The sequence below is a fragment of the Methanosarcina subterranea genome, assembly GCF_055385895.1.
The window spans coordinates 4,694,348-4,718,246 of record NZ_AP042426.1 but is presented as its reverse complement, the minus strand read 5'-3'; the positions used below and the strand labels follow the sequence as shown (position 1 = coordinate 4,718,246).

Here is a 23,899-nt window from a genome sequence, read left to right as displayed (position 1 = left end):
TCTTTCTGAGGAATTTTATTCTTTAGAATAGAAATCTGATTCAGTGAATTCTTCAGCCCTGTATGAATCTAAGCTATCTGCAGGTTCATGTTCCTTATAGAACCTGAATACAATCATACTCGAATACGAAGAAGTTACAAAAGGCATGCCATTTTCTCTGAATATATTCGAAAAGTATTCGACAAGGGTATGGATAACTTCCTCATTTTTGAAATCATGAAAGATGGTTACGGATTCTTTTCCCGGTTCAAGACATATATCTATATTCTTTACGAGCTGGGTTGCCATGTACATCTTCCTAAAATACACAAGTAAATCTGGAAGAGTCATTTCGCTTACCGATTGTTTGCACAGGCGTTCCAGTATCTTTGTCGGGTTCGGGATATCTCCGGCTGCAAAAGTTTCGAACTGACTTCTATGCAGAGTTACAAGATTGTACCTTTCAACATTATATGTATACATTAACTGGGTCCAGAACTCCGTGTTGTCGTCGAGTTCTCTGCATACGATGTCAAGATAGCCAAAATGTTTCCTGATCCCTGGCATGGTCTCATTAAGAGAAACTGACAGATTCTTTTTGAATGATATCTGGGTCGAATTTGCCCGCCTGAAAATATGTTCGACATCCAGCTGTTTCCATCTTGCCAGAAAATGAGCAATAAGCTGGGCAAAGAATTCTCTACTATTTATGGTGGCATTGGAAAGGAGTATAAGGGCAGACTCGGGGTTGTGTATGTCCTCACACTTGATTGAAGTTCTGATCGTCCACTGATAGTTTCTGGAGACCCGGTTCAGGTAGTCCTCCAGTCCTTTCATATCACTGATCTCAAAAGGATTGATGAGTTCATTAACCAGCTCTTCGTCAGTGAGTCTTCCCTTGGTATACCTGAAAAGCCATTCGAGCATCGTTTTATTTATAATGATATTTTCCCCGTTTTTGATTGTATCGCTCAACTCTTCTTTTGCGGGGGTTTCTTTTAAAAATTTGATTGCTTCATCAATACTTTTATGATATGTAAGTGCTGTATCTGCAACTTCAATTGTGTCCCTGACTGCAGCGCTAAGATTCCCATCATTGGCATCCAGAAGAGGCTGCAATTTTTTAAGGTACTTATCATCAAGGGATATATTTTTTCTGATCAGCATATTTTCCCCCAAGGTGATCTGGTTTTCTGGTTTCTTATGCTTCGATCCATAATCTGTACCCCTGATACCAATGGTTTTTATCTCTTCATACTAAAAACTTAAAAAATTTGTTTTATCAAATGTAATATTATTCTGGCACCCAAAAAACTTTATCAGTAGTTTATATATTGGTAAGTGCTACCGAATATTAAATCTTTCTGTTTAGTGCCATTTTTTGAGAATTTTTGTCAATTTATATTATTCTTCTGTGAGATCAATTAATTTGCAGTTTCATAAATATCTCCTGTTTTTTATTTCTGACAACTTCCTCTAATCCACGGTTTTCTCTTCATATTCTACTGCCTGTCTCAGGTAGAACTTTCCCCCGATGTACTGAAGTGGGGAAGTGACAACGTGTCCAAAACAGGTAATATCGGTTCACAATTCTTTATATATATATGTAAGACAGTGTACGAGATGTAAATCAAATAAATTAGAATGTGAATGGGGCTAGAATAGCCTTGAGAATCAGGTTACTGATTTCCTGTATACTCACAGTTTGTATGTCTTTGTTGTCCTCTCTAGTTTCGGAAGACACGGGTTAACTCTCTGACAAATGGTGAGTCTGGAAATGGATTTGTATAACTCCTGACAGGTGGGGGTCCTGTATAAACACTCAGTCAGGCCTTTACACATCCTTAATCTGATATCTACAGGTATATTTGTTCCCCATTGAAAGCGAGTTGGGAGTGGATTCATCGTACCTGGCGGGCTCTTTATACTTCCTCGTCCGCCAGGTACTTTCCTTCCAAATATTCATAAGAATCAATAAGTTTCTTTAACGTCTTTTCTCTATTGTTTTTCGGTTGCTTTCTCTCTGATACTATTCCTCTGATACTATTCCTCTGATACTATTCCTGGGTGTTATTCTTCGATGTTATTTTATTCTGCTATTCTTCTGTAGTACAATTATTCAGTTGTTCTTTATTGTTTTTATCTCTATTTTAGTTACGTTATTTCCCCCTTAATTTTTTAACTATTCAAGGGAAAATAACTACAAGAGAGAAATGCCCCGGAGGATGTAACTTTACAGTCACCTCTATTAAGGACTCTTGGATATAACGATGAGAAAATTTTGAAATAAGCTACAAAATCGATAGTGAAACAAAAAAAGAAAAAGCAAAGGGAAAACTCCTCTTTGCTTCTGGGTCTTGCGATCCTTTCAATAATTTTTGAGCTTACGTAAGTTTGCTCACAGGGTGGTTTTCCAGATCTGAGATCTCGACGCCAAGTTCCTTTGCGGTTTCGCCAAGCATGATGTCCACCATGGCCACAGCAGGGAAGATCTGGCTCACGTTTTCGATCGGACCGTAGAGCAGGAAGTCAGAACCTGCAATTTGGGCAACAAGGTTGGTACCTATATCAGCAGGCATATAGATTGCCTTGGGGTCAGGCTGGGTCTTCTTGAACTTGCGGAGCCAGTCCCAGGCAGAAGCCATGTTGTGGTATCCGCCGCCTACAGGCAAGCCGAGCTTTCCTTTGATTGTTGGAATTGAGCGGATTGTTGCGCCAGAACCTGCGCCAAGGGGCATTGCAGCGACATCGATAAGTGGAATCTTGATCCCACAGTCCTTGGCGACCTGGAGCATACCTTTGGTCTGCCCGGAGCCACCGACTTCAAGAATGTCCATTTTTCCTTTTACGGTTGGGTCGGTTGCATTGAAAGCCAGAACTATTGCGGCTTCTACATCGCTCTCTGCGAGCACGTCCATTTCTGCCTGTTCAATACTTGCGTTGATGGAGTTGTGGATTGCCCTGTTTGCAACTCCGATTTCAGTACAGTACCTGGCTGCTTCTGCACGCACTTCTCCGGCTGAGGAGTCGATCAGGAAGGGGGTCCTGTTATCAATTCCAACGAACCAGTCGATGTAACGCCTGATTGCTTCGGGGGTTTCACCCACGATCTGGTTTACGTAGGGGTTTCCGGTGGCATCGCTCATTGACACCTGGGTGTTCCACAGAGTTTCTGCAGCGGCTTTGTCAAAGAGACCCTTGTCCTCGTCGGTCACGATTTTGTGCCTTGCGTAGAACATAGTACTGACTAACACGGTCGGGTTTTCGCCCGGTTGTCCGCCGAACTTAACTCCACCTATCTCGTAAACTTCCTGTTTCCTGTCAAACTTGAACATTTTGATCCCTCATTATATTGTGAACATTGATGATATCGTGGCATAGATCAGGAAGAGAAGCAGTCCTACCACTGCCCCGTACAGAATTCCTATGTCTCTTCCTACTTTCTTTCCGATTCTCTGTGCAACTTCACTGTTGACGAACTCAACCTTTTCATCGATCTTTTCGAGCCTTTTCATTACTTCGTTAAACTCAGCTGGATCTACAAATGCTGCTGGTGCTTTTCCATCCATTGTTTCACCTCTCAAGCTTAGAGACCGGCCATTAACGGGAGTATGATTACCATCAGCAGTGAAAAGAGGAAGCCTGCTGCAAAGCCAATCATTCCGGTAGCCATTACCCCGGAATCCAGCTTCTGGTTCCTCGCGATCAGCTGTGCTCTGTACCGAATGCTCTCAACAGTAGCGTCAATTGCGCCCATCTGGGGGTTGAGCACCATTGGGACTCCTTTTCCGTATTCTTCTGCCATTCTCATTACCTCCCGAGCAGTAACAACCCAAGCAGGGATATGGTTACTGTCAACCCGATCATGGCACCTTCAATCTTTCCTGCATGAATCCCTGAGTGGAACTTATTCAAGTTTCCTATATCAAGCATCCGGGCTTCGATGCCTTTCAGTCTGCTGCGAATGACTGCAATCTCACCGGAGACTGGTCTGATGACTCCAGCCTCTTCTTCTTCTTCTCCCTCGTCGCTGATTACTACGACCATTGGTTCTGCATCAAAGGCACCAGGGTCCTTTGCCACGAGTTCCCTTACCTTGGCTGTGATTGCACCCATGTCTTCTGTATCCAGCAGGTTTACGGTCTGGACCTGCTGCTGGAAGCGGGCAATTACCTCATCGTTCAGGTTTTCTACGTACGGAATAGCACCTACTGCACCTACAATTCTGTGATCTTTTACACCATTTTCATGGACCGCGAGCATTGCCTGTCCTGTAACGTGCCCTTTAACTTCAGCTCCTGTTACGATCAGGAATCTGATATTGGGGTTTGCAATTATGTCGGCAACGACCTTTTCTATACCCAGATTTTCGGTTTTACAGGATCCTGTAATTGCTGCTCCTGCATCGAGAATAGGCTTTCCAGGAAGGTGTGATGCGCAGGTAATGACTGCAACACAGCCCTTTACATCGCCTACTTCGTACTCTCCTTTCAGGATGGGCCATCCAGGTGCGGGTTCTCTTTTATTTACCATTTTACATACCTCCCTCGATCAGTCTCTGTATGAATATGATCAGGGCAAGCAGCCCGCTGAAGGCAAGACCTACAACGATTCCGTAGAACGCGTTTCCATAAATTCCTGCCATATAGGAGGTGTTCTCACGGCCAGGCCATGAGTTAAGGAGTGGTTTGCTGGGTGAAAGTGAGTTCAGCAGATCATCTGCAACCCCATCAAGTTTGTCCATTCTCTCAAAGACAGGTTCCATGGAATAAAGAACCGAGTCCGCCCTTTCTTCTGCTACAGTTGCAGTGTCAGGGTCCATGACCAGATGTACTTCGGGAGCTATGCGAATCATGCTCATTGCAATTCCTCCGCACTTGGCAACAGCCCAGTTCCAACGACCGAATGTGCATCTCTCTTGACAAACCCATAGTACTTCATAAAGGCAACAGCCCAGATAACAAGCCCTACAAGAATGTTTAGTCCTGCTGCCATCAATCCTTCATGGAGTGAAGACGCAAAACCTGTGATAACCAATGCAATGGCTGCCTTTTCAACAGCTACAGACAGTGTCCTGTCCTGCTTCTCGTCAGGGCCGAGATTTGCGTTGAAGGGGTGAAGGATTCCCATACCGCCTATGATAAAGATTAGTGCAATGTATCCGTTGGCGACTACGTTCTCAATAACTGCGCCATATGTGAATTCTCCTGCAATGACAACGCTTAATCCTATAATTGCAAGAGTACCTGCACCTGCGATTTCCACCATGGCCTGTTCCATAATAGGAATACCCATCCCGATTACTTTGTTTGCAAGGACACCGATAACAGCACCTATAATTGCTGCTGCAATGAAGGATACTATGGGTCCAGCAATGCCTCCCACGGAAAGCCCGAACAGGGCAGCGACGATTCCCATACCAAGGGCGATCATACCAATAGATGGGACACCTGTACCAAGTCCGTAGCTTGCAACACGGCGAACCGCATCAGCACCCCAGACAATAGCACAGATTGCTCCCAGGCCTCCGAAGAATGAAAACATTGGAGGCAAGAAGTGACCCAGGTAAATTCCTGCGAGACCGCCGACTGCACCTATAGCCATTATTGTTTGTGGAGGATACGCGGCTTTTGCTCCTCCTCCTGATCCACCTGCAGACATTTTAGATCACTCCAAGCTGTGAGATTGCGATTACTGCCACAACGGCACAGAGTATAGTTGCGACAAAGGAAGATATTACCGCCTTTGGCCACTTCTTCCATTTCGGGTCGTGGAACCCTTCGATTGTACCTCCGATGTTATAGGAGGGGATCACAGCGTTCACGAAGAAGATGCCTATTGCGAACATTGCAGCAATTCCTACAAGTTCATGCCCTGTAACAGAAGAGCTTGTGCCTGCGGTGAGGCCTGCCTTAAGTCCAACTTCTATAAGAGCGTAGTATACGAGGGCTCCACCTATTCCACCAAGTAAGCCACCAATAATGCCACTGACGAAAGAAACTGTTGGAAGCCCGTGCCCCTCAGTACCCTGGGACACATACAGGTCCTGTCTGTATTTTGTAATGGGGTCGACTTTTACCTTTGCTGAGGAAGGCACACAGCCCACACCATAAACGTAGACCCAGGTTCCGACAATCATGGTTACGCCGATCATGATCATTGCTCCCACTGCGCCCGATGCGAGAATCAGTGGAAGGTTATCTGTTACGTTCATCATGAATCCGGCACTTACAAGCCCTGTCAGGCCTGCTCCGGCTGCCAGCTGCACGGTACCTGTACCGATACCAGTTGCCTGAGCCATAGCTGCAGGTGCGCCACCTACAGGCACGAAGTGTACACTCCAGGAAATCAGGACGCCACCCAATATAATGTATATCATCGACACGATGTTATCCAAGAGAGCGTCGATCATGCTGAGGCCTCCTCGGTCTTGTCTTCTTTGTAAGGTCCGAAAGCGTTACGGGCTTTGACTTCAATTTTCCAGTTCCAGATAATTAAAATAAGGACAATGATGACACCTGCGACAACAGAGAACCAGCCTCTTGTAAGGCTTACTGCAGGATCAAAAACAGTTGTTACCCAGCTTCCAAGGAATACAGTCATACCAAAGGCAATACCTGTAACAGGGCCTCCGAATTTGGCACAGAACCAGGAGTTATCATACCCGTTCCTGACACCGGATTCTCCATATCTGACAATGTTTCCCGAGTTTGAAGCGTTGAGCCCGGAACCGAACTCGAACTGCTGGAATTCACGCTCTGCACCGTAGTGGACGTCACCTGTAGATGAACCAATTGCACCCACTGTAATACCCCAGATAAATGCGAGCATGGTTAATGGGAAGGGGTGTCCGAGAACGACGGTCATCAGATAAGACACGATAAGGATACAGAAAGTCGTTATGAAGGCGTATCCCATGATTACCGGGGTGTGACTTCTTATCATATCCAGATAAACTGGTTGCTTGAAACGCCTCTGGCTGGCTGCACGCCCCATTGTAGATGTGACGGCAAAAGTGCCGTGAACGCATGCTGCAACAAGAGCACCGATTACCAGTGCAAAGAGCGGAGATAATGTAAATTCACTTATTAATACTGTAGCTACGGCTGCACCGACCGAGCACATCAATGCATTTGAGGGTGGTTCCCCCGATACCGCTTTATTATATATTCTGTGCGGAAACATCATTTGGGGAGCTAACTGGACCTGTGAGTTGGGATTACTCTGGGATCCGACATCGGATTCTAGGTCTTCTGAGGCACCTGCAATGGTTGCAGCTACGCCAATAAGTGCCAGCACTCCCATGCCTATGAGTGGTTCCATTCATTTTCCTCCTTTATGTTATTAACATGTTAATAAGCTGGATTCAAAAACGTTATACATTTTTTTAGAATCGTCTGCCACATCATTGCAAATAAAAATGATGATGACGAGCGTTAAAATTTGGATTAGAGAGGATCATTCATAAACCTTTCGAAATAAGGGCGCTTTTAAAATATTATTATATGATTATATATTATACAATCAATTTTATAAGATGTATTGTACCCGTTAAAATAAGCAAAATCCTAAATATATATAAGAAAATAAATTATACTTCTTTCAGTATCATATAAAGATTCCGATTCTTACTAATGAATTTTTTTATTTATTTTTAAAAATATATTAACTATTTTTATAATAATTAGTTATCCTGATGTGGTTTTTATATTACTAAATTTTATATAATGTATATCTCATCAATTTTCTGATTTCTTCAGGGATAATATGGATATTTTTTTCTGGTTCAGGAATTCTAATTATTTTTTACTGCCTCTATTTTCAATGAAAATATATTGCTAAAGATAATTCTATACTTTTCTTAAGGAACTATTTATTAATTCTTTTAAAATGAAGGTCGGATAACAATTTATTATATATAAATATGTTGGCTATATTTCCATCTTTACAGGAACTTAACGCCTTCTGCCACGGATTAAATGTAAATCTCATTTTTTTCCCCTTTTTCACTCAAGCATTTTAATAAATATATACAGTTGGGTGTGTTCTGATTGTTATTGATGCCGCAAAAGGAATTTATATCTGGTCTCCTTGCTTAATGCGTGATTTTCGGAGCATCATCCTTTGCTGGTTCCCTTCAGGAGCTGAAGGAAAATGTAGGGTCTATAGAATTATATGTCCCTAAGCTGGGAATTTACAATGGTTCAGTACTTGAAAAGAAAGAACTTGAACGTATCCTTGATGAAATGTCAACATATTGTTTCACAGGCACTGTTCACGCCCCTTACTCTGCAGCAGACCCAAGGTACCCTGCAGCCCTGCAGGTGGATACTGCAAAAATGGGAGACCGGGAATTTACTCTCCTTGAAGAGTCCATGGCAATTGCAAACAGGATAGGAGCCAGTGTAGTGGTGCTCCACCCTGGCAGGATTGGACCAGATAGAGAAAAATCCTTTGCTTCTATGATCAATAACCTAGGATCCCTTGCCTCTCTTGCTGAGGACTATGGAGTTATGCTGGGGCTTGAAAATAAAGAAGGAACAGATCTTTCAAATTTTTGCTGTGAAGTAGAAGAACTTTCCCAGGCTATCGAAATTGTAGATTCAGAGCATCTTAAGGCTACTTTTGATATCGGGCACGCAAACCTTACCTGCGGGGGGAATTCCGAAAAGCTCAGGGTTTTTATCAGGACCCTGCAGAAACATATTATTCACCTTCATCTGCATGATAACAGTGGACAGTGGACAGAAAAATATGATGGGGACGAACATATGGTACCAGGAAAGGGATGTGTTGACTTCTCGGTTCTTAAACTGCTTTCCGACTACCGGGGTGTCTATAATCTGGAAGTTTTCTCCGTGGAAGATGTTCAGCTTGGAAAGCAAGTCATCGAGAAAGCTCTATATTAAAATTAAATCTTGGAGTTTGAATTTAACTCCAGAACTCGAATTTAACTTCATAACTAAGTCCAGAAAAAGAAATTAATGGCCGGATTCGTTCAGAATCTCAGCCTTTTTCAATACTTCTACCTTCTTAATTATCTTTTTAATAGAAATCCAGTTTAACTCCTTTCTGGCCAAGCACTTTTTTGAGTTCTTCATAAGCAGTAAAAAGCTCTTTCCTCTGCCTTCCCACGGTTTCAAGTTTTGGTTCGGCTTTGAGCCAGATATCTTTCTCTCCGCTTCCTCTTGTAACAGCAACGCATGCAAGCATATCACCATGGGTCAGCCGGTATACTGAATCAAGCCCTGTTGGAGTAACCCATGCCGGAGAACTGGTTTTCAGCCTGTCCACGAGTTCATGCCAGTTGAGAGCCCCCGAAGCCCGGAGGTTAAGCTGAAGGTGGGTGCGCTCCCCTGCGACTTTTTCATCAATATTTTTGAGGAAAGCACTGTATGAGGGATCTGTCTCGTTGATCTCACGTGCCTCGTAACGGGCAAGCTCTTCAGCTTCCTCTTCAAAAAAGGGCGCAAGGTTAACCCTATTTGAGGGCTTTGTCATAAGGGAAATCCCGAAGAAGGCAATGGCGCTCAGACCCATTCCCACAATAACACCGTGAGCCATCAGGGCCGGGTGGACTGCTTCAAGGTAGTAAGGTGCCAGGGGAGGAGTCTTTATAAGGTCCAGGGCTACAAGGGTTACCTGAACTGTAAATCCTACCAGCATCCCGGCAAACGCTCCTTCTTTCGTAGCTCTTCTCCAGTACAGACCTCCCATGAGAGGGAAGAAGTAGGAAGCGCTTGCAATAAAGGTTGCAATATGAATTGCATCGATAATATTGGGGATTACAAATGAGCCTGCGGTTGCAGCAAGTACAATGATGAGCACACTTATCCTGTTTACAACCATCATCTCCTTCATTGTAGCATCAGGCTTTATGTATCTCTGGTAAATGTCCCTTGAGATACAGGAAGCTCCTGAGGTTGCAAAGGTGTCTGCACATGACATGGAGGCTGCTGCAAGTCCGATTGCGCTGAGAGCTATTATCAGGGGAGTTGAGGCGAAACGTTCGCTGACAAAGGCAAGAAGCGCAGGTTCTGCCAGAGCCATTCCTGCAGGAAAACCCATTCCTGCGATCTCAGGGTAAATGGTGTTAAGGGCTATTGCAATTACAGCACATGCCGCGAAAACTACAGTTATCATAAGGGACCCTATGATCATCCCAAGCCGGGCTGATTTTGCATCCCTTGCAGCCCATACCTTTTGCCAGGGATCCTGTTCCGTAATCCAGCCCGGAACAATCGCCAGGACAAAGATAAGGACCATGGGAATACCAATTGAGAAGGGATTCCACCATACATCCGGTACGTTTCCGAAAAGCTCTGAGCTGCTTATTGCAGGAGTATTAAGGCCTCCGTCAGCTACTGCACCTACTGCGGCAAAAGCCATTGCTATTGTGAAGATTGCAAGGAAAGCAAACTGAATTACATCTGTCCAGACTACTGCCGAAAGCCCTCCCAGGGTTACGTAAAGGGAGACTGCAATCGCAACAATAGCTGCAGCATAAAGAGGATCGAGGCCGTAAAAGACCTGAAGTACCAGGGAGAGCCCTGTAACATCTGCTACCGCAAAAAGAATCATCACTACAGTAATGATCAGAGCGATCGGCCACCGAACTGCGCTGCCATAGCGCTGTTCCAGAAGTTCGGGTTGTGTGATTGCAGGCAGGTTCTTGATCTTCCCCACAAGCATCGCAATAATAAGGAGAGCGAGGATGTTCGGGGCAACAAAGGCCCATACAGAGCCCATTCCCTGCAGCATGTAATACCCTATAACCGCAAGGATTCCTCCGGCTGTCAGCCAGGAGGCAGCAGCTGAAAACCCAAGAGCTGAAGGTCCTATCCTGCGTCCTGCGAGCCAGAAGTCAGTAACGGATTTCTGTTTTTTATTGAAGTACCAGCCAATAGCCACAAGTACGGCTATGTAGACCGCAAGCAACACCAAGAAAATATTATAACCATCCATAAGGGCACCTTTAAAAGGATCAAATAATTTATATAAGTATTACCATTTTATAGAAATTTTCCTGAAATATTACAATCATTCAGGGATACTTTGCTTTTATATATTCTCATATTATTAAATCTGAATAAGTAAACTTTACTTTAATTCTACTATTTATTTATTCCTCAGATGCTTTACGAACTTCTTTTTACAAATAAATGCAAGTTAACTTGGGTTTATTCATTTTAATCTCCTTATTTTTATTCATGGATTCTTATTTTGATCCTTAGATTCTTATTTTGATCCCTAGATTCTTATTTTGATCCCTAGATTCTTATTTTGATCCCTAGATTCTTATTTTGATCCCTAGATTCTTACTTTGATTCTTGACTCCCAATTTCATTATTTTTACATAAACCGATTTTTCCCGGGGAAAACGCTATTTTAGGCTTCACTTCCTTCTTTTTTGTTCATCATAATTTACATCACGTGAAAATGCAGAGGTTTTACTCAAAAGATTTATATTTGTTATGTTTAAGACCACATAACTATGAAAGGTAAAATCAAAGTTTTCAAGGTAATCTCTGTTCTCTTAACCTTGATTACTATATTTGCCGGCCTTGGCTGTGTTGACAATCAGGCAGAGGACGAGAATATAGGAGCTATGGAAGACAGTTCTGAAAATATTACCACAAGCGAAGGCACTGTCCTTACGGTTTTTCACGCAGGAAGCCTGAGTGTACCCTTTGAAGAGCTTGAAGCTGAGTTCGAAGCTAAACATCCTGGAGTTGATGTTCAGAGAGAAGCTGCAGGGAGTGCACAAAGCGTGAGAAAGATCACAGAGCTTGGAAAAGAGGCAGATGTTCTGGCGTCTGCAGATTATGCCTTGATTCCGTCCATGATGATTCCGGAATATGCGGATTGGTATGCGGCTTTTGCAAGAAACCAGATCGTAATCGCTTACACTAATGAAAGCCTGTATAGTGATGAGATCAATGCAGGTAACTGGTATGAAATCCTCAGGCGCCCGGGGGTAAATTATGGCTTTTCCAACCCTAACGATGACCCATGCGGCTACAGGACCCAGATGGTTACCCAGCTTGCAGAGTTCTATTATAATGACAACCAGATTTATGATGACCTTATTCTGGATAAGACCGGTATGATTGCCACAAAAGAGGAAAACGGGACAGTTCTCGTGAGTGTTCCTGAATCTGAAGCCCTTTCCCCTGATACCAGTAAGATTATGCTCAGGAGTATGGAAGTCGAGCTTTCCTCTGCTCTGGAAATGGGAGAAATCGACTACTTTTATATCTACAGGAGTGTAGCTGAGCAGCATGGCTTTAAATATGTAGAGCTCCCGCCTGAAATTGATCTGAGTTCAATCGAATATGCTGACGATTACTCAAAGGTCCAGGTTGAAATGGCAAACGGAGAAGTAGTTACCGGCTCTCCTATCGTATATGGAGTGACAATCCCTAAAAATGCCGAAAATCCGGAACTTGCAGCGGAATTCGTAAAACTGCTCCTTGACGAGTCCGGCCAGCAGATTTTCATAGAGAACGGACAGCCCCCGATCGTTCCTGCCTTCTCTGAAGGAAAAGAAGCAATGCCTGAAGAATTACAGGCTTTTGTGGAATAAATTACAGGCTCTTATAGAATAAAGATGAGCTCTTTCCCTGGTCTTAAAACTACTTTAAACACCCTGGTATAACGAATTTCAGAAAGCAGGATTCAGGGAATTACTTAAAAACAAAAACGGCAGTAAAAAGGTATAAGAATGAATTCCACAATCCAAAAAATCCGCAGAATTGAGCCTCTGACTTTCATCTTTTCCCTTATACTGATCATTCTTTTCCTTTTTATTTTCCTGACCCTTTCAAACATGATCTTCGGGCAAATCCTGGAGGATTTTTCGGGCCTGATGAAAGCTGCAGGAAACCGTTCAGTGATGGGCGCTATTTTTCTCTCACTTTATGCGGGTTTTATTGCAACACTGCTTGCCCTTTTCCTCGGAGCTCCGGCGGGTTACATCCTAGCAAGGTTCGATTTTCCCGGTAAGAGGCTAGTTGAGAGCATAATTGATGTGCCTGTAGTGGTCCCGCATACGGTAGCAGGGATTGCCCTTCTTACTGTTTTCGGATCTCGAGGGCTTATTGGGGAACCTCTCGCATCTTATATCCAGTTCCGCGACGCTCTTCCGGGAATTGTAGTCGCAATGCTTTTCGTATCCCTTCCCTATCTGGCAAATTCTGCAAGGGAAGGCTTCAAAAGTGTGGACCCGAGGCTTGAAAATGCAGCCCGTTCTCTGGGAGCTCCTCTCTGGAAAGCATTTTTCTTTGTAACTCTCCCTCTTTCGGCAAGACATCTCTTAATAGGCGCGGTCATGACCTGGGCAAGGGCTATAAGTGAGTTCGGGGCTGTTGTGATTATCGCCTACTACCCCATGATAGGGCCCACACTTATCTATGACCGTTTTATCTCTTACGGGCTTTCGGCATCCAGACCCATAGCCGTACTTCTTATACTGGTCACTCTTTCTATATTCCTTGTAATAAGAATCCTTTCCGCAGGCTGGAGTATATATGATAGAGATTGAATCCCTTTCCCGGAAATGGAGAACTTTTGCCCTGGACGATCTTAGCCTTAAAGTTGAATCCGGCGAATACTTTGTGATCCTTGGACCCACAGGAGCCGGAAAAACCCTGCTTCTTGAACTGATTGCAGGTTTTCATGTCCCCGATTCCGGAAAGATTATGGTTGACGGAAAAGAAGTAACACACCTGCCTCCGGAAAAACACGACCTTGCTTTTGTCTACCAGAATTATTCTCTTTTTCCTCATATGAACGTGAAAAAGAATATCGAGTTCGGGATGCGGATGAAGAAAATAAAAGATCCAGAAAGGGTTCTGGAAACTGCCAGAGACCTGAAGATCACCCATCTTCTTGATCGCAATCCTCTTACGCTTTCCGGAGGAGAACAGCAAAGGGTCGCCCTTGCAAGAGCACTTGTTACCGACCCTAAAATATTGCTGCTGGATGAGCCTCTGAGCGCGCTTGATCCCCGTACTCAGGAAAGTGCCAGAGAACTGCTTTCAGCTCTCCATAAAAATAAAAAACTGACTGTGCTGCATATCACGCATGACCAGACTGAAGCCCGCATAATGGCTGACAGGATCGCAATCATAATGGACGGAAAGCTTGTGCAGGCAGGGACTCCTGAGGCTATTTTCGAAAAACCTGTTGATAGCCAGGTAGCCAGCTTTGTAGGGTTTGAGAATGTGCTGAAAGGCAGGGTTATCTCTGCTGACCGCGGACTTCTAAGGATCGAGGTCAGGGACGCGGTGATCGACGCCTCAGGGGATATGAAAACAGGAGATCAGGTATATGCCTTCCTGAGACCCGAAAACATAGCTTTAAGTAAAACTTCCACACAATCCAGCATCAGAAACTCTCTACAGGGCAGGGTTACGGAAGTCTGGATACTTGGAGCTCTTGTGCGGGTGAAGGTTGATTGTGGGATCCCCGTGAATGTCCTCATAACCCGGCAGTCGGCAGAAGAGATGAATATTTCTCCGGGTGTTCCTGTCTATGTCCAGTTTAAGGCAAGTTCTGTCCATGTTCTCCGATAAAAAGGTGAAAGTCTGTGAAAGCGAAAACAAAGCTCTGGTTTACTGAAGATGGAAAGACGGTAATGGGTGCTGGCAGAGCCGAGTTGTTGAAAACAATTGACGAAGAACGCTCCCTTCGAAAAGCCTGCCAGAAACTCGGAATCTCGTATAAGCATGCCTGGATGATGCTTAAAAAAATGAATGAAGCGCTAGGCGAACCTGCGGTAGTTACCGTGCGCGGGGGAAAAGACCAGGGCACCTTCCTGACCGATCTCGGAAGGAAACTGCTGGTTGAATACGATATGAACAAAAAAATGATTAATGAAGCCGTAGGGGATGAAACCTCCTGGGAAAACGTAAGTTTTAAGCTTTCAGCTCGAAATAAGCTTCCAGGAAGGGTACTTAAAGTCGAAAAAAGCGGGCTTGTTTCCAAGATCACTATTGAACTCGAACCTTCAGTCCTTACCTCTGTAGTTACGGAAGAAGCAGTGGAAAAGCTGGATATAAAACCTGGAGACCGGATTTATGCAGTCATAAAATCCACCGAGGTAATGGTCGCAAAAGCTGTCAGTAAAAAAGAATCTGTAAACCTCGATTTGAAAGAATCTGATATCTCAGGCTGAATATTACTTTTTTACGTAAGATATACTTTAAAGATTATCATGTTGAGATCTTCAAATTTAAGATCTTTAAATTTAAAATCTTTAAATTTAAGTAAATTTAAGATCTGTAAATGTAAAATCCATAAGTGTAAAATCTGTAAGTGTAAAATCCTTTATCAAAAAGGCTGGAATGCCTGTAAAACTTATCGTTCACAGGCATTTTTTTATTTACTTTCGATTATCTAATTTCTCAATTTTTCAATTCTTTAGCTTTTTTGTTCAGTCCTTCTGCTGCTTTTTCCTGAAAAGGACAAAGCAGGCTGCAAGAGCCACGAAAGCAATGCTTGTTCCGAACTGGTACCCCGGAAGGCTTTCTTTGGCAGGCAGAACCTCTACATTGACCTTTATGCTGTCCGAAATCTGGTCGTGCCCGTCAGCATCTTCATAGAGAATTTCGCTGTTAAGGGAATATAGTTTGGATGTTGCATCTCCATCTACATCCATATCGAAAATGGCAACAGCGGTTTTTCCCGGGTTCAGGGTTCCAAGGTAAGCCTGGTCATCGGTTGTGCTGAAGGGGTCACCTGCACTAACCCTGACTGTTGCATCCTTTGCAGGTTCTTCTCCTGAGTTCTTGTATGTAACATAAAGCAGTCCGCCTTCGTCAGGGTAAAGGTCGCCTGTTACATTTGTAACTTCAAAGTAAGGTTCTTTTTTGACTTTTACCTCTATGGTCTGGGTCTGGGTCTTGTTTTCGTACCAGATGCCTACTTCTTTGTTTGTTACAAGGCCTATAGCACTGTCAAATTCATCCCCGCCTACCTGCACATTATGCTGGTACATATACGAAAGCTCAAGGGTTAAGGGATAAGTTCCGGCGGGGGTATTCTTGTTAACCTCAATAGTGAATTTTGTTGGGCTTGAACTCTGTTTACCCTGTTTGAGGGTACCTGCTTCCTGAGGCCCGGATTTCACCTTTATATGCGGGTCGTCGGATTTGAGGGTTGCAAGGATACCTACTGCTGTTATGGCCTGGGCTTCGTACTGCATTTCAGCCTGCTGGAGCATCTCAGCCACATAGTCCCCCATATCTACCTCATTTTCGGACTTAAATCCGGTGATTGCACCTTTATTCATCATATTTATGTTCAGAGTTACCGTATCTCCCCTTGAATATTCATTGTTTCCGACAAGTGTCGCATTAAGGTCAGGCCCTCCGTATACGGTGTAATAATTCTTACTGATGTCGAAGTTCTTGGGTAAAGCTGCCTGTGCGGGCAGGGCAGCAGAGCAAAGGATCAGAAGGGTTGTAATAGTAGCAAAAAATCCATTTTTATTCATTTTCATCACCTGACGCGTTCTCATCATTCTCATTATTCTTCTTTCTTTTCCGGTGCATATTTACGATCTGGTAAAGGGCGATAAGGATAATCAGTATAATTGCTATGCCGGCTGGGCTGATTTTTTTCTCTGTGGCTTCAAGAGGCACATGTACTTTCAGGTTATCTGAAAAGGAGGTTTCTCCATCCTCATCAACATATTTTATCTCGCTATCGATTCCATAGCTTTTTACAGTAGCATCCTTACTTGCAGCGATTTCGAATCTGGCAGTCCTGTTCTCTCCAGGCCCTATATCTCCGAGTCTCACTGTGGACTTCTCCGCGCTAAGAGGGCTCATTATGATTATTCGGGCCATAGCATCCTGCGCAATGCTTTCTCTTGTGTTCGTATAGGTGATTTCAATGACTCTATTTTCTCCCTGTTTCAGGTTGCCTGAAATTTCAGTTACCTCTAACTTCGGTTTGCTTTTTATGGAAATAGGTATCCTGAGCGTCTCTTCTTTCGTCTTATATTCTCTGGTATAGTCCGTATCCGTAAGCCCCAGGTTTATTACTTCTCCGGTTGCGGTCCGGACATTCGCCTGGTAGTCATAGCTTACAGGCAGGAAGAGTTCATAATTTCCAGCAGGGGTGTCACTGTCGATCCTTATCGTATATCTTAGGTTTGCGGTATGCCCTGTTTCAAGCTCTTCCACATCCTGGATATTGGTCGCGGATTCGACCTCAATGTACTCTGTTCCGGAAACAAGGAAGGCGTTGATGTTTTTCGCTGTCGTGGACTCTTTTTCCTCTTCCATCTCAGCAACTGCAAGCATCTCTTCAGCAGAATCGCTTATCCCAGCCTGATTTACGTTCAGTCTCTGAAAACCTTCTATTACTCCTTTATTCACAATTTTTATCTGCAGGTCTGCAGTCTCTCCCCTGCTGAGCTCGGGATTTCCTGTGACTGATGCCTGCATGACCGGTTCACCGTAACTCCTGTAATAGTCTACGGTGTACCCATAGTCTGGAATAATGAAGTTTGTTTCATCATCGTCATCGTTTCCGAGGGCTGGAAATGCAGTCATTGATACTATTAACAGGATTAACGCAACTAAAGGAGCTCTTTTCATTATCTTTTGCCTTAATTTTTTTATGGGCACTCGTGTCATATCTCTGCCCCCTGAATTTGTTTTTTTGCCTCTTTTTCTGCCGCCGTGTTCCCTCTTTTCTTCTCTCGCCAGGTATCAAGGATTACTATAAGTGGCGGGAAGACTACAAAGGTTGCCAGGAGAGCCAGCAGGACATCAATAACCGTAACTTTTCCGAAATTGCTAATCATCGGGAATGGAGAAGCGACCAGGGCCAGGAATCCAAACACAGTAGTAGCTCCTGAAGCAATGATTGCAGTTCCTATTTTTGAACTGGTCATATGGATTGCTTCCATAGGAGTTGCGCCAGCCTCTTTTTCTTCAAAGTAGCGTTCCATCATAAGGATCGCATATTCAGAACCTACTCCAAGAATCAGAGCTCCCAGGGTTGCTGTCATGGGAGTGTATTCGATGTTAAGATAATACATGACTCCTCCTGACCAGCCGATTACTATTACCATCGGAATAATCGGGACTATTGCTTTCAGCCAGTCTCTGTAAACAGCAAAAAGCCCCATAAGCACAAGTCCAAGCCCAAGGAAAGTCATAGCTACTCTCCCACTGGTAAGGGCGGTAATAACTTCCGTAAAGACGACATTGTTCCCGGTAATCGTGACTGTTGTGCCCGGGGGAGCTGGCATCCACTGCATGTCCTGCTTGACAATATCCGTTAGTTCCTGGATACCTGTTACTTTGATATCTGCAACCGCGTTTCCGATATTGAAGTTCAGGAGAAGCATATTTTTCCCGTACATGTATCGCTCTTTCTGCCATTCAGGGATCTCAGCATAAATATTTTCTACTTCCTGGCTCGTGTCAGGAATTGTGCCCCCGTTCTTTTCCTTTACCAGGGATACGATGCTTGAAGCGCTGTATATATGCTTTCTTCCTTCTACTTCATGCTCGGAAAACTGATCCATCCATTTCAGGACATCCGGATTAGCTGTGTCTTCAACCTTGATGATAAGATTCAATTCATCAGTTCCCCCCATGATGTCTCCCATATGCTGGAGATCCATAAGGGCAGGCATATCCTGGGGCACGAAAGTTTGCACGTCAGTCTGAATCTCCACGGACTGATCTGCATAAAGACCACCAAGACATAGCAGGCTTGCTATTCCCAGGACAATAATATCGTATTTGATCGTTAGATCTGTAGCTTTCTGGAGGAGTTTCTCTGTTTTGTGTCCGCCTCCGTTCCGTTTTTCTGTTTTTTTCTTTTTCTCTAAACCTGCCGGTTTTCTCCGATTCGTAAATTTCTTTAAAGGATTTTTATCTGAATAACTATCAAATAGTGAAACTGTTACAATCCCTACAAATATGGACGATAGATAACACATGATAATGCCTATCAGGAGTAGTTTTCCAAAGTCCTGGATCATTGGTACTGAGGATGTAAAGAGAGACACAAAACCAAGAGCTGTCATTACAAGGGCTATTAAGACCGCAGGACCCGTGTTCTTTACGGTTTCTACAACTGCTCTTCCTTTACTCCCGTTTCTATGCAGTTCTTCTTCAAGCCTGTTATGGAACTGGATAGCATAATCAATCCCTACGCCTATGAGAATCGGGAACGCAGCCATCGAAACCATGGAAAGAGGAATCCCGATATAACCCATGGCTCCGAAGGTGTAAACGATCCCGAGAAGAACTACTGGGAGAGGAAGAAGGCCCCAACGGACATGCTTGAACACGAAAAAAAGTACAATAACCATGAAAATGCCGGAAAGCCCCAGAAGTGTACCCATGCTCGAATTCATTTCGTAGTTCATGGAGACGCTGAAAGCCGGATCACCTGTAACAATGATGCTGTAAGAAGGTGGAAATTCTGCAAATGAGACCGCATCTTCAGTAGCATGAAGGATATCTTCCTGCGCAGTTTCACTGGCTGAGCCGGCCATAACCACCGAAATTAACATGTGGGTATTGTCAGGAACTATCTGGCTAAAAATATCAGGATTTTCATCTATAATAACCCCAATTTCTTCATCGGTTTCGGGAATTGTGTACCTTCCTGTCGTCTGGTAATTAACCGATTTGATCAGGGAAGCAGGGCTTGTGGTTTCTATGACCCCCTCGGTAGCCTGGAGCTGGTGTTCGAGCCTGTCTACGGCTTTCATCAGGTCAGCGTTTTTCACCTCGTTGCCCTCTACCATCACCACAATTGACTGTGTCTGGAATATTCGTTGAAAAAGGTGGTCATAGTCCTGGTAGAGAGGGGAGTCTTTGCCTACAAAGGTCTCTGTTCCTGAAGCCATTTCTATTTTCTGCGCGCCCTGCATTGATATGACTATGAACAGGAAAGCTATCATGAGTACGGAAAAACGGTTGTTCTGAATAAAAAATCCCAGTTTTTCAAAAATATTTTTAATAGTGGATTCCCCTCATAATTTTAATATGAAGTACAATTTAGGGATTTTGATGCATATCTTCAACCTGCAGGTTTCCCTTTGGGTCGGAGTTTTACCATTCAAGACTTTACTTAGTAATATACATTTTTTCCCTTTTCTACTGTATGAATAGTTATTTAATGTTCGACATTTGTTTGGTATTATATGTGGAAAAGATTTAAATTTATTGTTACTTTAGGGGTAACAAATGTTTTCACAACTTAATCCTCAGTTAATTCGTAATCTGGAGAGGCTAGGGCTAACTGAAAACGAGGCTAAAGTATATGTCGGGGTCGTCAGTTTGAGAGAGGCTACAGCCAGGGAAGTCCATGAACTTACGAATGTACCAAGAGCCAAAATATACGAAGTCCTTAAAGTGCTGACAAAAAAAGGTTATCTGGAAGTCCGCCAGGGTTTTCCGACCTATTTCCGTGCAGTTGATCCCAAGCAGGTAATAGGCAAGATAAAAGACGAATTCATTAACTGCGCAATCGAAGCGCTTGACCAGCTCAATGAATTAAGTTATGAACTTCCAAAAACTTCTCCTGTCTGGTGTATTCAGAGTGAGTGGGGAATAAAAAACAGAATCCGTGAAATTCTTAGCGGGGTAAAGGAAGAATTGATTGTTTTCTCGTCAAGCCCCGAATTCTTGCAGGAGTTTGAGGCAGAACTGAAAAAATTGGAAAAAACCTGCCGCATAACCCTTATTGTGAATGAACTCGAGAGGTTCAAACTGCTGCCTTTTGAGTTTAGAGAGACTACAAAAGAGTTTACGGACTTCATAACTAATATTGTGATTGATGGAATCCGGTATGACGAAGAATTCTTTATAATTGCGGATGGAAAAGAATCAATAGGAGTTCACAGTGCAGGAAACAAAAGGGAAGCAGTCGTAATCAAACTGCCAGTTGTTTGTTACATGCAGAAAATGATTTATGATAGGGTGCTTGAGCCAAGTTTTATTAAAAAAGATCTTAAATCTGTCTAAGGGTCTAACAGGTCTGCTCTAAAGAAGGGCAGTGCTTCAGGATACTATTAATATGATCCAATATGATCTGAAAGTAGAGCTAATCTGAAAGTAGGCTAATGGTCTGAAAGTAGGCTAATGGTCTGAAAGTAGGCTAATGGTCTGAAAGTAGAGTTCTCTAACAGGACTCTTTTCGCAGATGCAGGAAACCGAGCTCAGCAGGTGTATAAATGAATGGCGTAAAAATTGAAGGCGTTAGTATTCAATGGTTGGGAAATTCTGGTTTTTTGCTTGAAGGGGATGGCAAAAAAATTTATATCGACCCGTATCAGATCGGTGAAGAACCGGCTTTTGATGACAAGGCAGATATCCTTCTTATTACACACGAGCACTTTGACCATTGCAGTCCTGAGGATATCCGGAAGGTCCGGAGGTCTGATTCTACAACCATTGTCCCTGAGAGCTGTTCCCTTGAATTCAGGGGAGATGCAAGAAGGGTTGCTGAGGGCGATATTCTGGCTGACGGACTTGAAATCAAAGGGGTTCGGATTGAAGTGGTTCCGGCCTATAACCTTGATAAGCCTAATCACCCCAGGGGACTTGGAGTAGGATATATTGTAGAACTTGGGGGATTGAGAATTTATCATGCAGGAGACACCGATTTTATTCCTGAGATGGAAACTATCAGTGCCGATGTAGCCTTTCTGCCTGTTGGGGGCACATATACCATGAATGAAGAGGAAGCTGCCAGAGCAGCAGCAGTAATCTCTCCGAATTCTGTCATTCCAATGCACTACGGTTCAGAAGGAATCGAGGGAGATCCCGAAAGGTTTAAAACCCTTGTACACAGCAAGAACCCAGATATTAATGTAATTATTCTTGACTCCTGATTTCATTTTTCGAGAGAAGGGCTAAACGGACCCCCATACTGAAACAGGATTCCCGTACCAGTGAAATATAGTAGAAATACCAGGGGATAGGTCTATCAATGCCTAAAGTAGCCAGGAAAAAGCAGAAAAACCTTATTCAGAATGTAGCAGCCCAGCGTATGTGGCGGCTTTTTGAGCTTGCGAAGGCTGAGTTTCCAGAAAATCCTGAGCGCAGCAGGCGTTACGTGCAGCTCATACGAAATATCTCTATGAGGAACCGGATGAGCATTCCAAGGGAAATTAAAGGCAGGATCTGCAAACACTGCTATGCGCTCCTTATGCCTGGACATAATGCCAGGTACAGATTGAAAGGAGGGTTTATTGTTGTATCCTGTGCACACTGCGGAAAAGAAATGAGATATCCTTATAAAAAGTTAAGGTAAAGCCTAATGATGTGCTACCTTATACTGGCGGATCAAATAAGCAGCGACGTTAAAGCTTCTTTTACAACGTAAGTAGTAACGAGGATCACTACCACGATCATCAGGTATGCAAAAACGTTTCTGTAAACCAAATCCCTGTCTGATCCTGCCTTCATTCCAAGGGCTCCGGGACAGTTTTCACAGGAAGCTGCTCCACATCCGCAACCGACATTTATTTCTTTGTATGGGTTCTGGATTATTTTTTTGGAACTACCTGATCCATTATTTATGACAGGTAGCGTTTTTTTGTTATTTTCGGACATATCTGCAGGTTTTGTTTTCAAATGATATAAACGTTCTTTTTAATTCTCAATACAGTTTCATTATCCATGGCCTCTAGCTAGAGTTTCAGTTGTTATCTCTAACCAGAGTCTTTTGTTTTATTATTATTCCAATCTAATATATATTAATTATTCTATATATTATATTCGGTTAGAATATTTTGTCTTTAAGAGTTGTACAGGTTTATTCAAAACAGATAATGCAAAATAGGATGCTCTTGACTCTTTTAAAGTCACTAGTGTGGTTCGAAAATAAGTTTGTGAGACTAATGTCTGTTCAGGAGCTCCTTTCTAAATGCCCTTTCTAAATGCCCTTTCTAAATGCCCTTTCTAAATGCCCTTTCTAAATGCCCTTTCTAAATGCCCTTTCTTCTTGACCAGAGATACTCATAATTCGGGTTCGTTATAATTTACATTCAACATAACTTACATTTATTATTAGTTTACATTTATTATTAGTTTACATTTATTATAATTCATGTTCGTGCAGGTGCTTCCTGCCCTCTCATTTTTTTTATTGCTAAAGCTATCTGCTTTGCAATAACGGATTTTGGACCCTTATCATCCACGAGCACTCTTCCGCTAACTTCCCACCATGTTTTAGGGTAAGCTTTCTCAGGCTCTACTTCAGGGTTAAGGCCCATCTGCTTTGCAGCTTCTTTGATTTCATTCAGATGCGGCTCTTTAATTGCATTTTTTCGGGAGATGATCCTTCCGCTGCTTCTAGATTTTGTCTGGTCAATATACGCAGGCCAGATTACAAGTTTTCCCTTATCTTTCATCATCATGCTATCTTCGTCCTAAATTGTTTTCATGGAATTTAAAACTGCCCGGCAATTTCCGCAGTTTCGGAGTTTCTTTTTATTAATTTAAAATTTCAGGTTTTTCTACAATCTCATAACCTGTAATTATTTATCTTTCCCTGATAATTTCTGCACGGTGCATTATATGATCCCGGTATTTTCAATTGATGAAAAAGTCAGGGCTTACATCAGAAAGAGCGGGCAGGACTTCAGGCTTTCCACTTCTCCGGATGGTCCTATCCTTCTTCCTCTTGGGGAGTCCTCCCCCAAGCCCTCTGATATGAAAATTCTTATTGGCAGCAATATTCTTTACGTTTCCAAACTTCAGGCAAAATATATCAAAAAAATTGACTGGCCTATGGTAGAAAGGTATTTGAGCTATTCAGGAGAATCAAAAACCTGAGCTTTCAGCACAGGGGATTGGGGAGGGGCAGTTCGCATTTTTTTCTTGCAGGTTATCCGTTTTGTTTATTAAGAAGAGAGAGCATAGGATAAAGCTGA

At 43.2% G+C, this 23,899-nt stretch carries 24 protein-coding genes; 9 read left to right on the top strand and 15 right to left on the bottom strand.

Annotated features, from left to right (window positions below):
- Positions 1-15: 15 nt before the first annotated feature.
- The 9 genes from ACZ5A8_RS20550 to mtrE all read right to left on the bottom strand — a co-directional run bounded on the left by ACZ5A8_RS20550 (position 16) and on the right by mtrE (position 7,302).
- Positions 16-1,146 (bottom strand): hypothetical protein, encoded by a 1,131-nt coding sequence (locus ACZ5A8_RS20550; protein ID WP_464531239.1) that lies wholly within the window; start codon positions 1,144-1,146, stop codon positions 16-18.
- A 1,217-nt stretch (positions 1,147-2,363) separates the two neighbouring features.
- Positions 2,364-3,314: a tetrahydromethanopterin S-methyltransferase subunit H gene (gene mtrH, locus ACZ5A8_RS20545; RefSeq protein ID WP_322225376.1), complete on the bottom strand. Its 951-nt coding sequence runs from the start codon at positions 3,312-3,314 to the stop codon at positions 2,364-2,366.
- A 12-nt stretch (positions 3,315-3,326) separates the two neighbouring features.
- Complete coding sequence (gene mtrG / locus ACZ5A8_RS20540) at positions 3,327-3,548, bottom strand: tetrahydromethanopterin S-methyltransferase subunit MtrG (protein WP_229389581.1); 222 nt, start codon at positions 3,546-3,548, stop codon at positions 3,327-3,329.
- Positions 3,549-3,565: 17 nt separating this feature from the next.
- Entirely contained in the window at positions 3,566-3,790 is a 225-nt protein-coding gene (locus ACZ5A8_RS20535; protein WP_229389583.1) for a tetrahydromethanopterin S-methyltransferase subunit F, read from the bottom strand.
- Positions 3,790-4,512 (bottom strand): tetrahydromethanopterin S-methyltransferase subunit A, encoded by a 723-nt coding sequence (gene mtrA / locus ACZ5A8_RS20530; protein WP_229389585.1) that lies wholly within the window; start codon positions 4,510-4,512, stop codon positions 3,790-3,792. Before mtrA ends, ACZ5A8_RS20535 begins: the two co-directional genes overlap by 1 nt.
- A 1-nt stretch (position 4,513) precedes the next feature.
- The gene (locus tag ACZ5A8_RS20525) at positions 4,514-4,840 is read right to left on the bottom strand and encodes a tetrahydromethanopterin S-methyltransferase subunit B (protein WP_229389587.1); all 327 of its coding nucleotides are present in this window, start codon (positions 4,838-4,840) and stop codon (positions 4,514-4,516) included.
- On the bottom strand, positions 4,837-5,640 hold the full coding sequence (gene mtrC / locus ACZ5A8_RS20520; RefSeq protein WP_464531237.1) for a tetrahydromethanopterin S-methyltransferase subunit MtrC: 804 nt from the start codon (positions 5,638-5,640) through the stop codon (positions 4,837-4,839). Before mtrC ends, ACZ5A8_RS20525 begins: the two co-directional genes overlap by 4 nt.
- Before the next feature lies 1 nt (position 5,641).
- Positions 5,642-6,391, bottom strand: coding sequence for a tetrahydromethanopterin S-methyltransferase subunit D (gene mtrD / locus ACZ5A8_RS20515; protein ID WP_464531236.1), 750 nt, complete (start codon positions 6,389-6,391; stop codon positions 5,642-5,644).
- Positions 6,388-7,302, bottom strand: coding sequence for a tetrahydromethanopterin S-methyltransferase subunit E (mtrE, locus tag ACZ5A8_RS20510; RefSeq protein WP_229389593.1), 915 nt, complete (start codon positions 7,300-7,302; stop codon positions 6,388-6,390). The genes mtrD and mtrE overlap by 4 nt, the downstream gene beginning before the upstream one ends.
- Positions 7,303-8,081: 779 nt before the next feature.
- Between mtrE and ACZ5A8_RS20505 the strand changes: the two genes are divergently transcribed.
- Entirely contained in the window at positions 8,082-8,888 is an 807-nt protein-coding gene (locus tag ACZ5A8_RS20505; RefSeq protein WP_464531234.1) for a sugar phosphate isomerase/epimerase family protein, read from the top strand.
- Between the two features lie 136 nt (positions 8,889-9,024).
- Here the strand turns inward: ACZ5A8_RS20505 and ACZ5A8_RS20500 are convergent, their stop codons facing one another.
- Positions 9,025-10,944: a sodium:solute symporter family protein gene (locus ACZ5A8_RS20500; protein WP_322225369.1), complete on the bottom strand. Its 1,920-nt coding sequence runs from the start codon at positions 10,942-10,944 to the stop codon at positions 9,025-9,027.
- A 529-nt stretch (positions 10,945-11,473) separates the two neighbouring features.
- Between ACZ5A8_RS20500 and wtpA the strand changes: the two genes are divergently transcribed.
- From wtpA to ACZ5A8_RS20480, 4 genes are all read left to right on the top strand, one after another.
- Complete coding sequence (gene wtpA, locus ACZ5A8_RS20495) at positions 11,474-12,565, top strand: tungstate ABC transporter substrate-binding protein WtpA (RefSeq protein ID WP_464531233.1); 1,092 nt, start codon at positions 11,474-11,476, stop codon at positions 12,563-12,565.
- A 138-nt stretch (positions 12,566-12,703) separates the two neighbouring features.
- On the top strand, positions 12,704-13,522 hold the full coding sequence (locus ACZ5A8_RS20490) for an ABC transporter permease subunit (protein WP_464531232.1): 819 nt from the start codon (positions 12,704-12,706) through the stop codon (positions 13,520-13,522).
- Complete coding sequence (locus ACZ5A8_RS20485; protein WP_464531230.1) at positions 13,509-14,555, top strand: ATP-binding cassette domain-containing protein; 1,047 nt, start codon at positions 13,509-13,511, stop codon at positions 14,553-14,555. Before ACZ5A8_RS20490 ends, ACZ5A8_RS20485 begins: the two co-directional genes overlap by 14 nt.
- 14 nt (positions 14,556-14,569) lie before the next feature.
- On the top strand, positions 14,570-15,157 hold the full coding sequence (locus ACZ5A8_RS20480) for a TOBE domain-containing protein (RefSeq protein ID WP_464531229.1): 588 nt from the start codon (positions 14,570-14,572) through the stop codon (positions 15,155-15,157).
- A 258-nt stretch (positions 15,158-15,415) separates the two neighbouring features.
- On the opposite strand, the gene ACZ5A8_RS20475 is transcribed toward ACZ5A8_RS20480, so the two are convergent.
- From ACZ5A8_RS20475 to ACZ5A8_RS20465, 3 genes are read right to left on the bottom strand one after another with little or no spacing between them, the layout of a single operon-like run.
- Positions 15,416-16,477 (bottom strand): COG1361 S-layer family protein, encoded by a 1,062-nt coding sequence (locus tag ACZ5A8_RS20475; protein ID WP_464531228.1) that lies wholly within the window; start codon positions 16,475-16,477, stop codon positions 15,416-15,418.
- Positions 16,470-17,627 (bottom strand): COG1361 S-layer family protein, encoded by a 1,158-nt coding sequence (locus ACZ5A8_RS20470; protein ID WP_464531226.1) that lies wholly within the window; start codon positions 17,625-17,627, stop codon positions 16,470-16,472. The genes ACZ5A8_RS20475 and ACZ5A8_RS20470 overlap by 8 nt, the downstream gene beginning before the upstream one ends.
- Positions 17,624-19,978 (bottom strand): hydrophobe/amphiphile efflux-3 (HAE3) family transporter, encoded by a 2,355-nt coding sequence (locus ACZ5A8_RS20465; RefSeq protein WP_464534235.1) that lies wholly within the window; start codon positions 19,976-19,978, stop codon positions 17,624-17,626. Before ACZ5A8_RS20465 ends, ACZ5A8_RS20470 begins: the two co-directional genes overlap by 4 nt.
- A gap of 226 nt (positions 19,979-20,204) precedes the next feature.
- Between ACZ5A8_RS20465 and ACZ5A8_RS20460 the strand changes: the two genes are divergently transcribed.
- The 3 genes from ACZ5A8_RS20460 (at position 20,205) to ACZ5A8_RS20450 (ending at position 22,275) form a co-directional block, all read left to right on the top strand.
- Positions 20,205-20,984 (top strand): TrmB family transcriptional regulator, encoded by a 780-nt coding sequence (locus tag ACZ5A8_RS20460; RefSeq protein ID WP_464531225.1) that lies wholly within the window; start codon positions 20,205-20,207, stop codon positions 20,982-20,984.
- A 209-nt stretch (positions 20,985-21,193) separates the two neighbouring features.
- Entirely contained in the window at positions 21,194-21,853 is a 660-nt protein-coding gene (locus ACZ5A8_RS20455) for an MBL fold metallo-hydrolase (protein ID WP_322225361.1), read from the top strand.
- 98 nt (positions 21,854-21,951) lie between these two features.
- A complete protein-coding gene (locus tag ACZ5A8_RS20450) occupies positions 21,952-22,275 on the top strand; it encodes a ribonuclease P protein component 4 (protein WP_464531224.1) in 324 nt (107 codons plus the stop codon).
- A gap of 32 nt (positions 22,276-22,307) precedes the next feature.
- Here the strand turns inward: ACZ5A8_RS20450 and ACZ5A8_RS20445 are convergent, their stop codons facing one another.
- Together ACZ5A8_RS20445 and ACZ5A8_RS20440 are read right to left on the bottom strand one after the other, a co-directional pair.
- Complete coding sequence (locus ACZ5A8_RS20445; protein ID WP_464531222.1) at positions 22,308-22,577, bottom strand: hypothetical protein; 270 nt, start codon at positions 22,575-22,577, stop codon at positions 22,308-22,310.
- A 494-nt stretch (positions 22,578-23,071) separates the two neighbouring features.
- Entirely contained in the window at positions 23,072-23,377 is a 306-nt protein-coding gene (locus ACZ5A8_RS20440; protein WP_322225383.1) for a signal recognition particle protein Srp19, read from the bottom strand.
- 166 nt (positions 23,378-23,543) lie between these two features.
- Between ACZ5A8_RS20440 and ACZ5A8_RS20435 the strand changes: the two genes are divergently transcribed.
- Positions 23,544-23,801 carry a hypothetical protein gene (locus tag ACZ5A8_RS20435; protein WP_464531221.1) on the top strand — a complete coding sequence of 86 codons (258 nt, stop codon included), beginning with the start codon at positions 23,544-23,546 and terminating at the stop codon, positions 23,799-23,801.
- Positions 23,802-23,899: the final 98 nt, after the last annotated feature.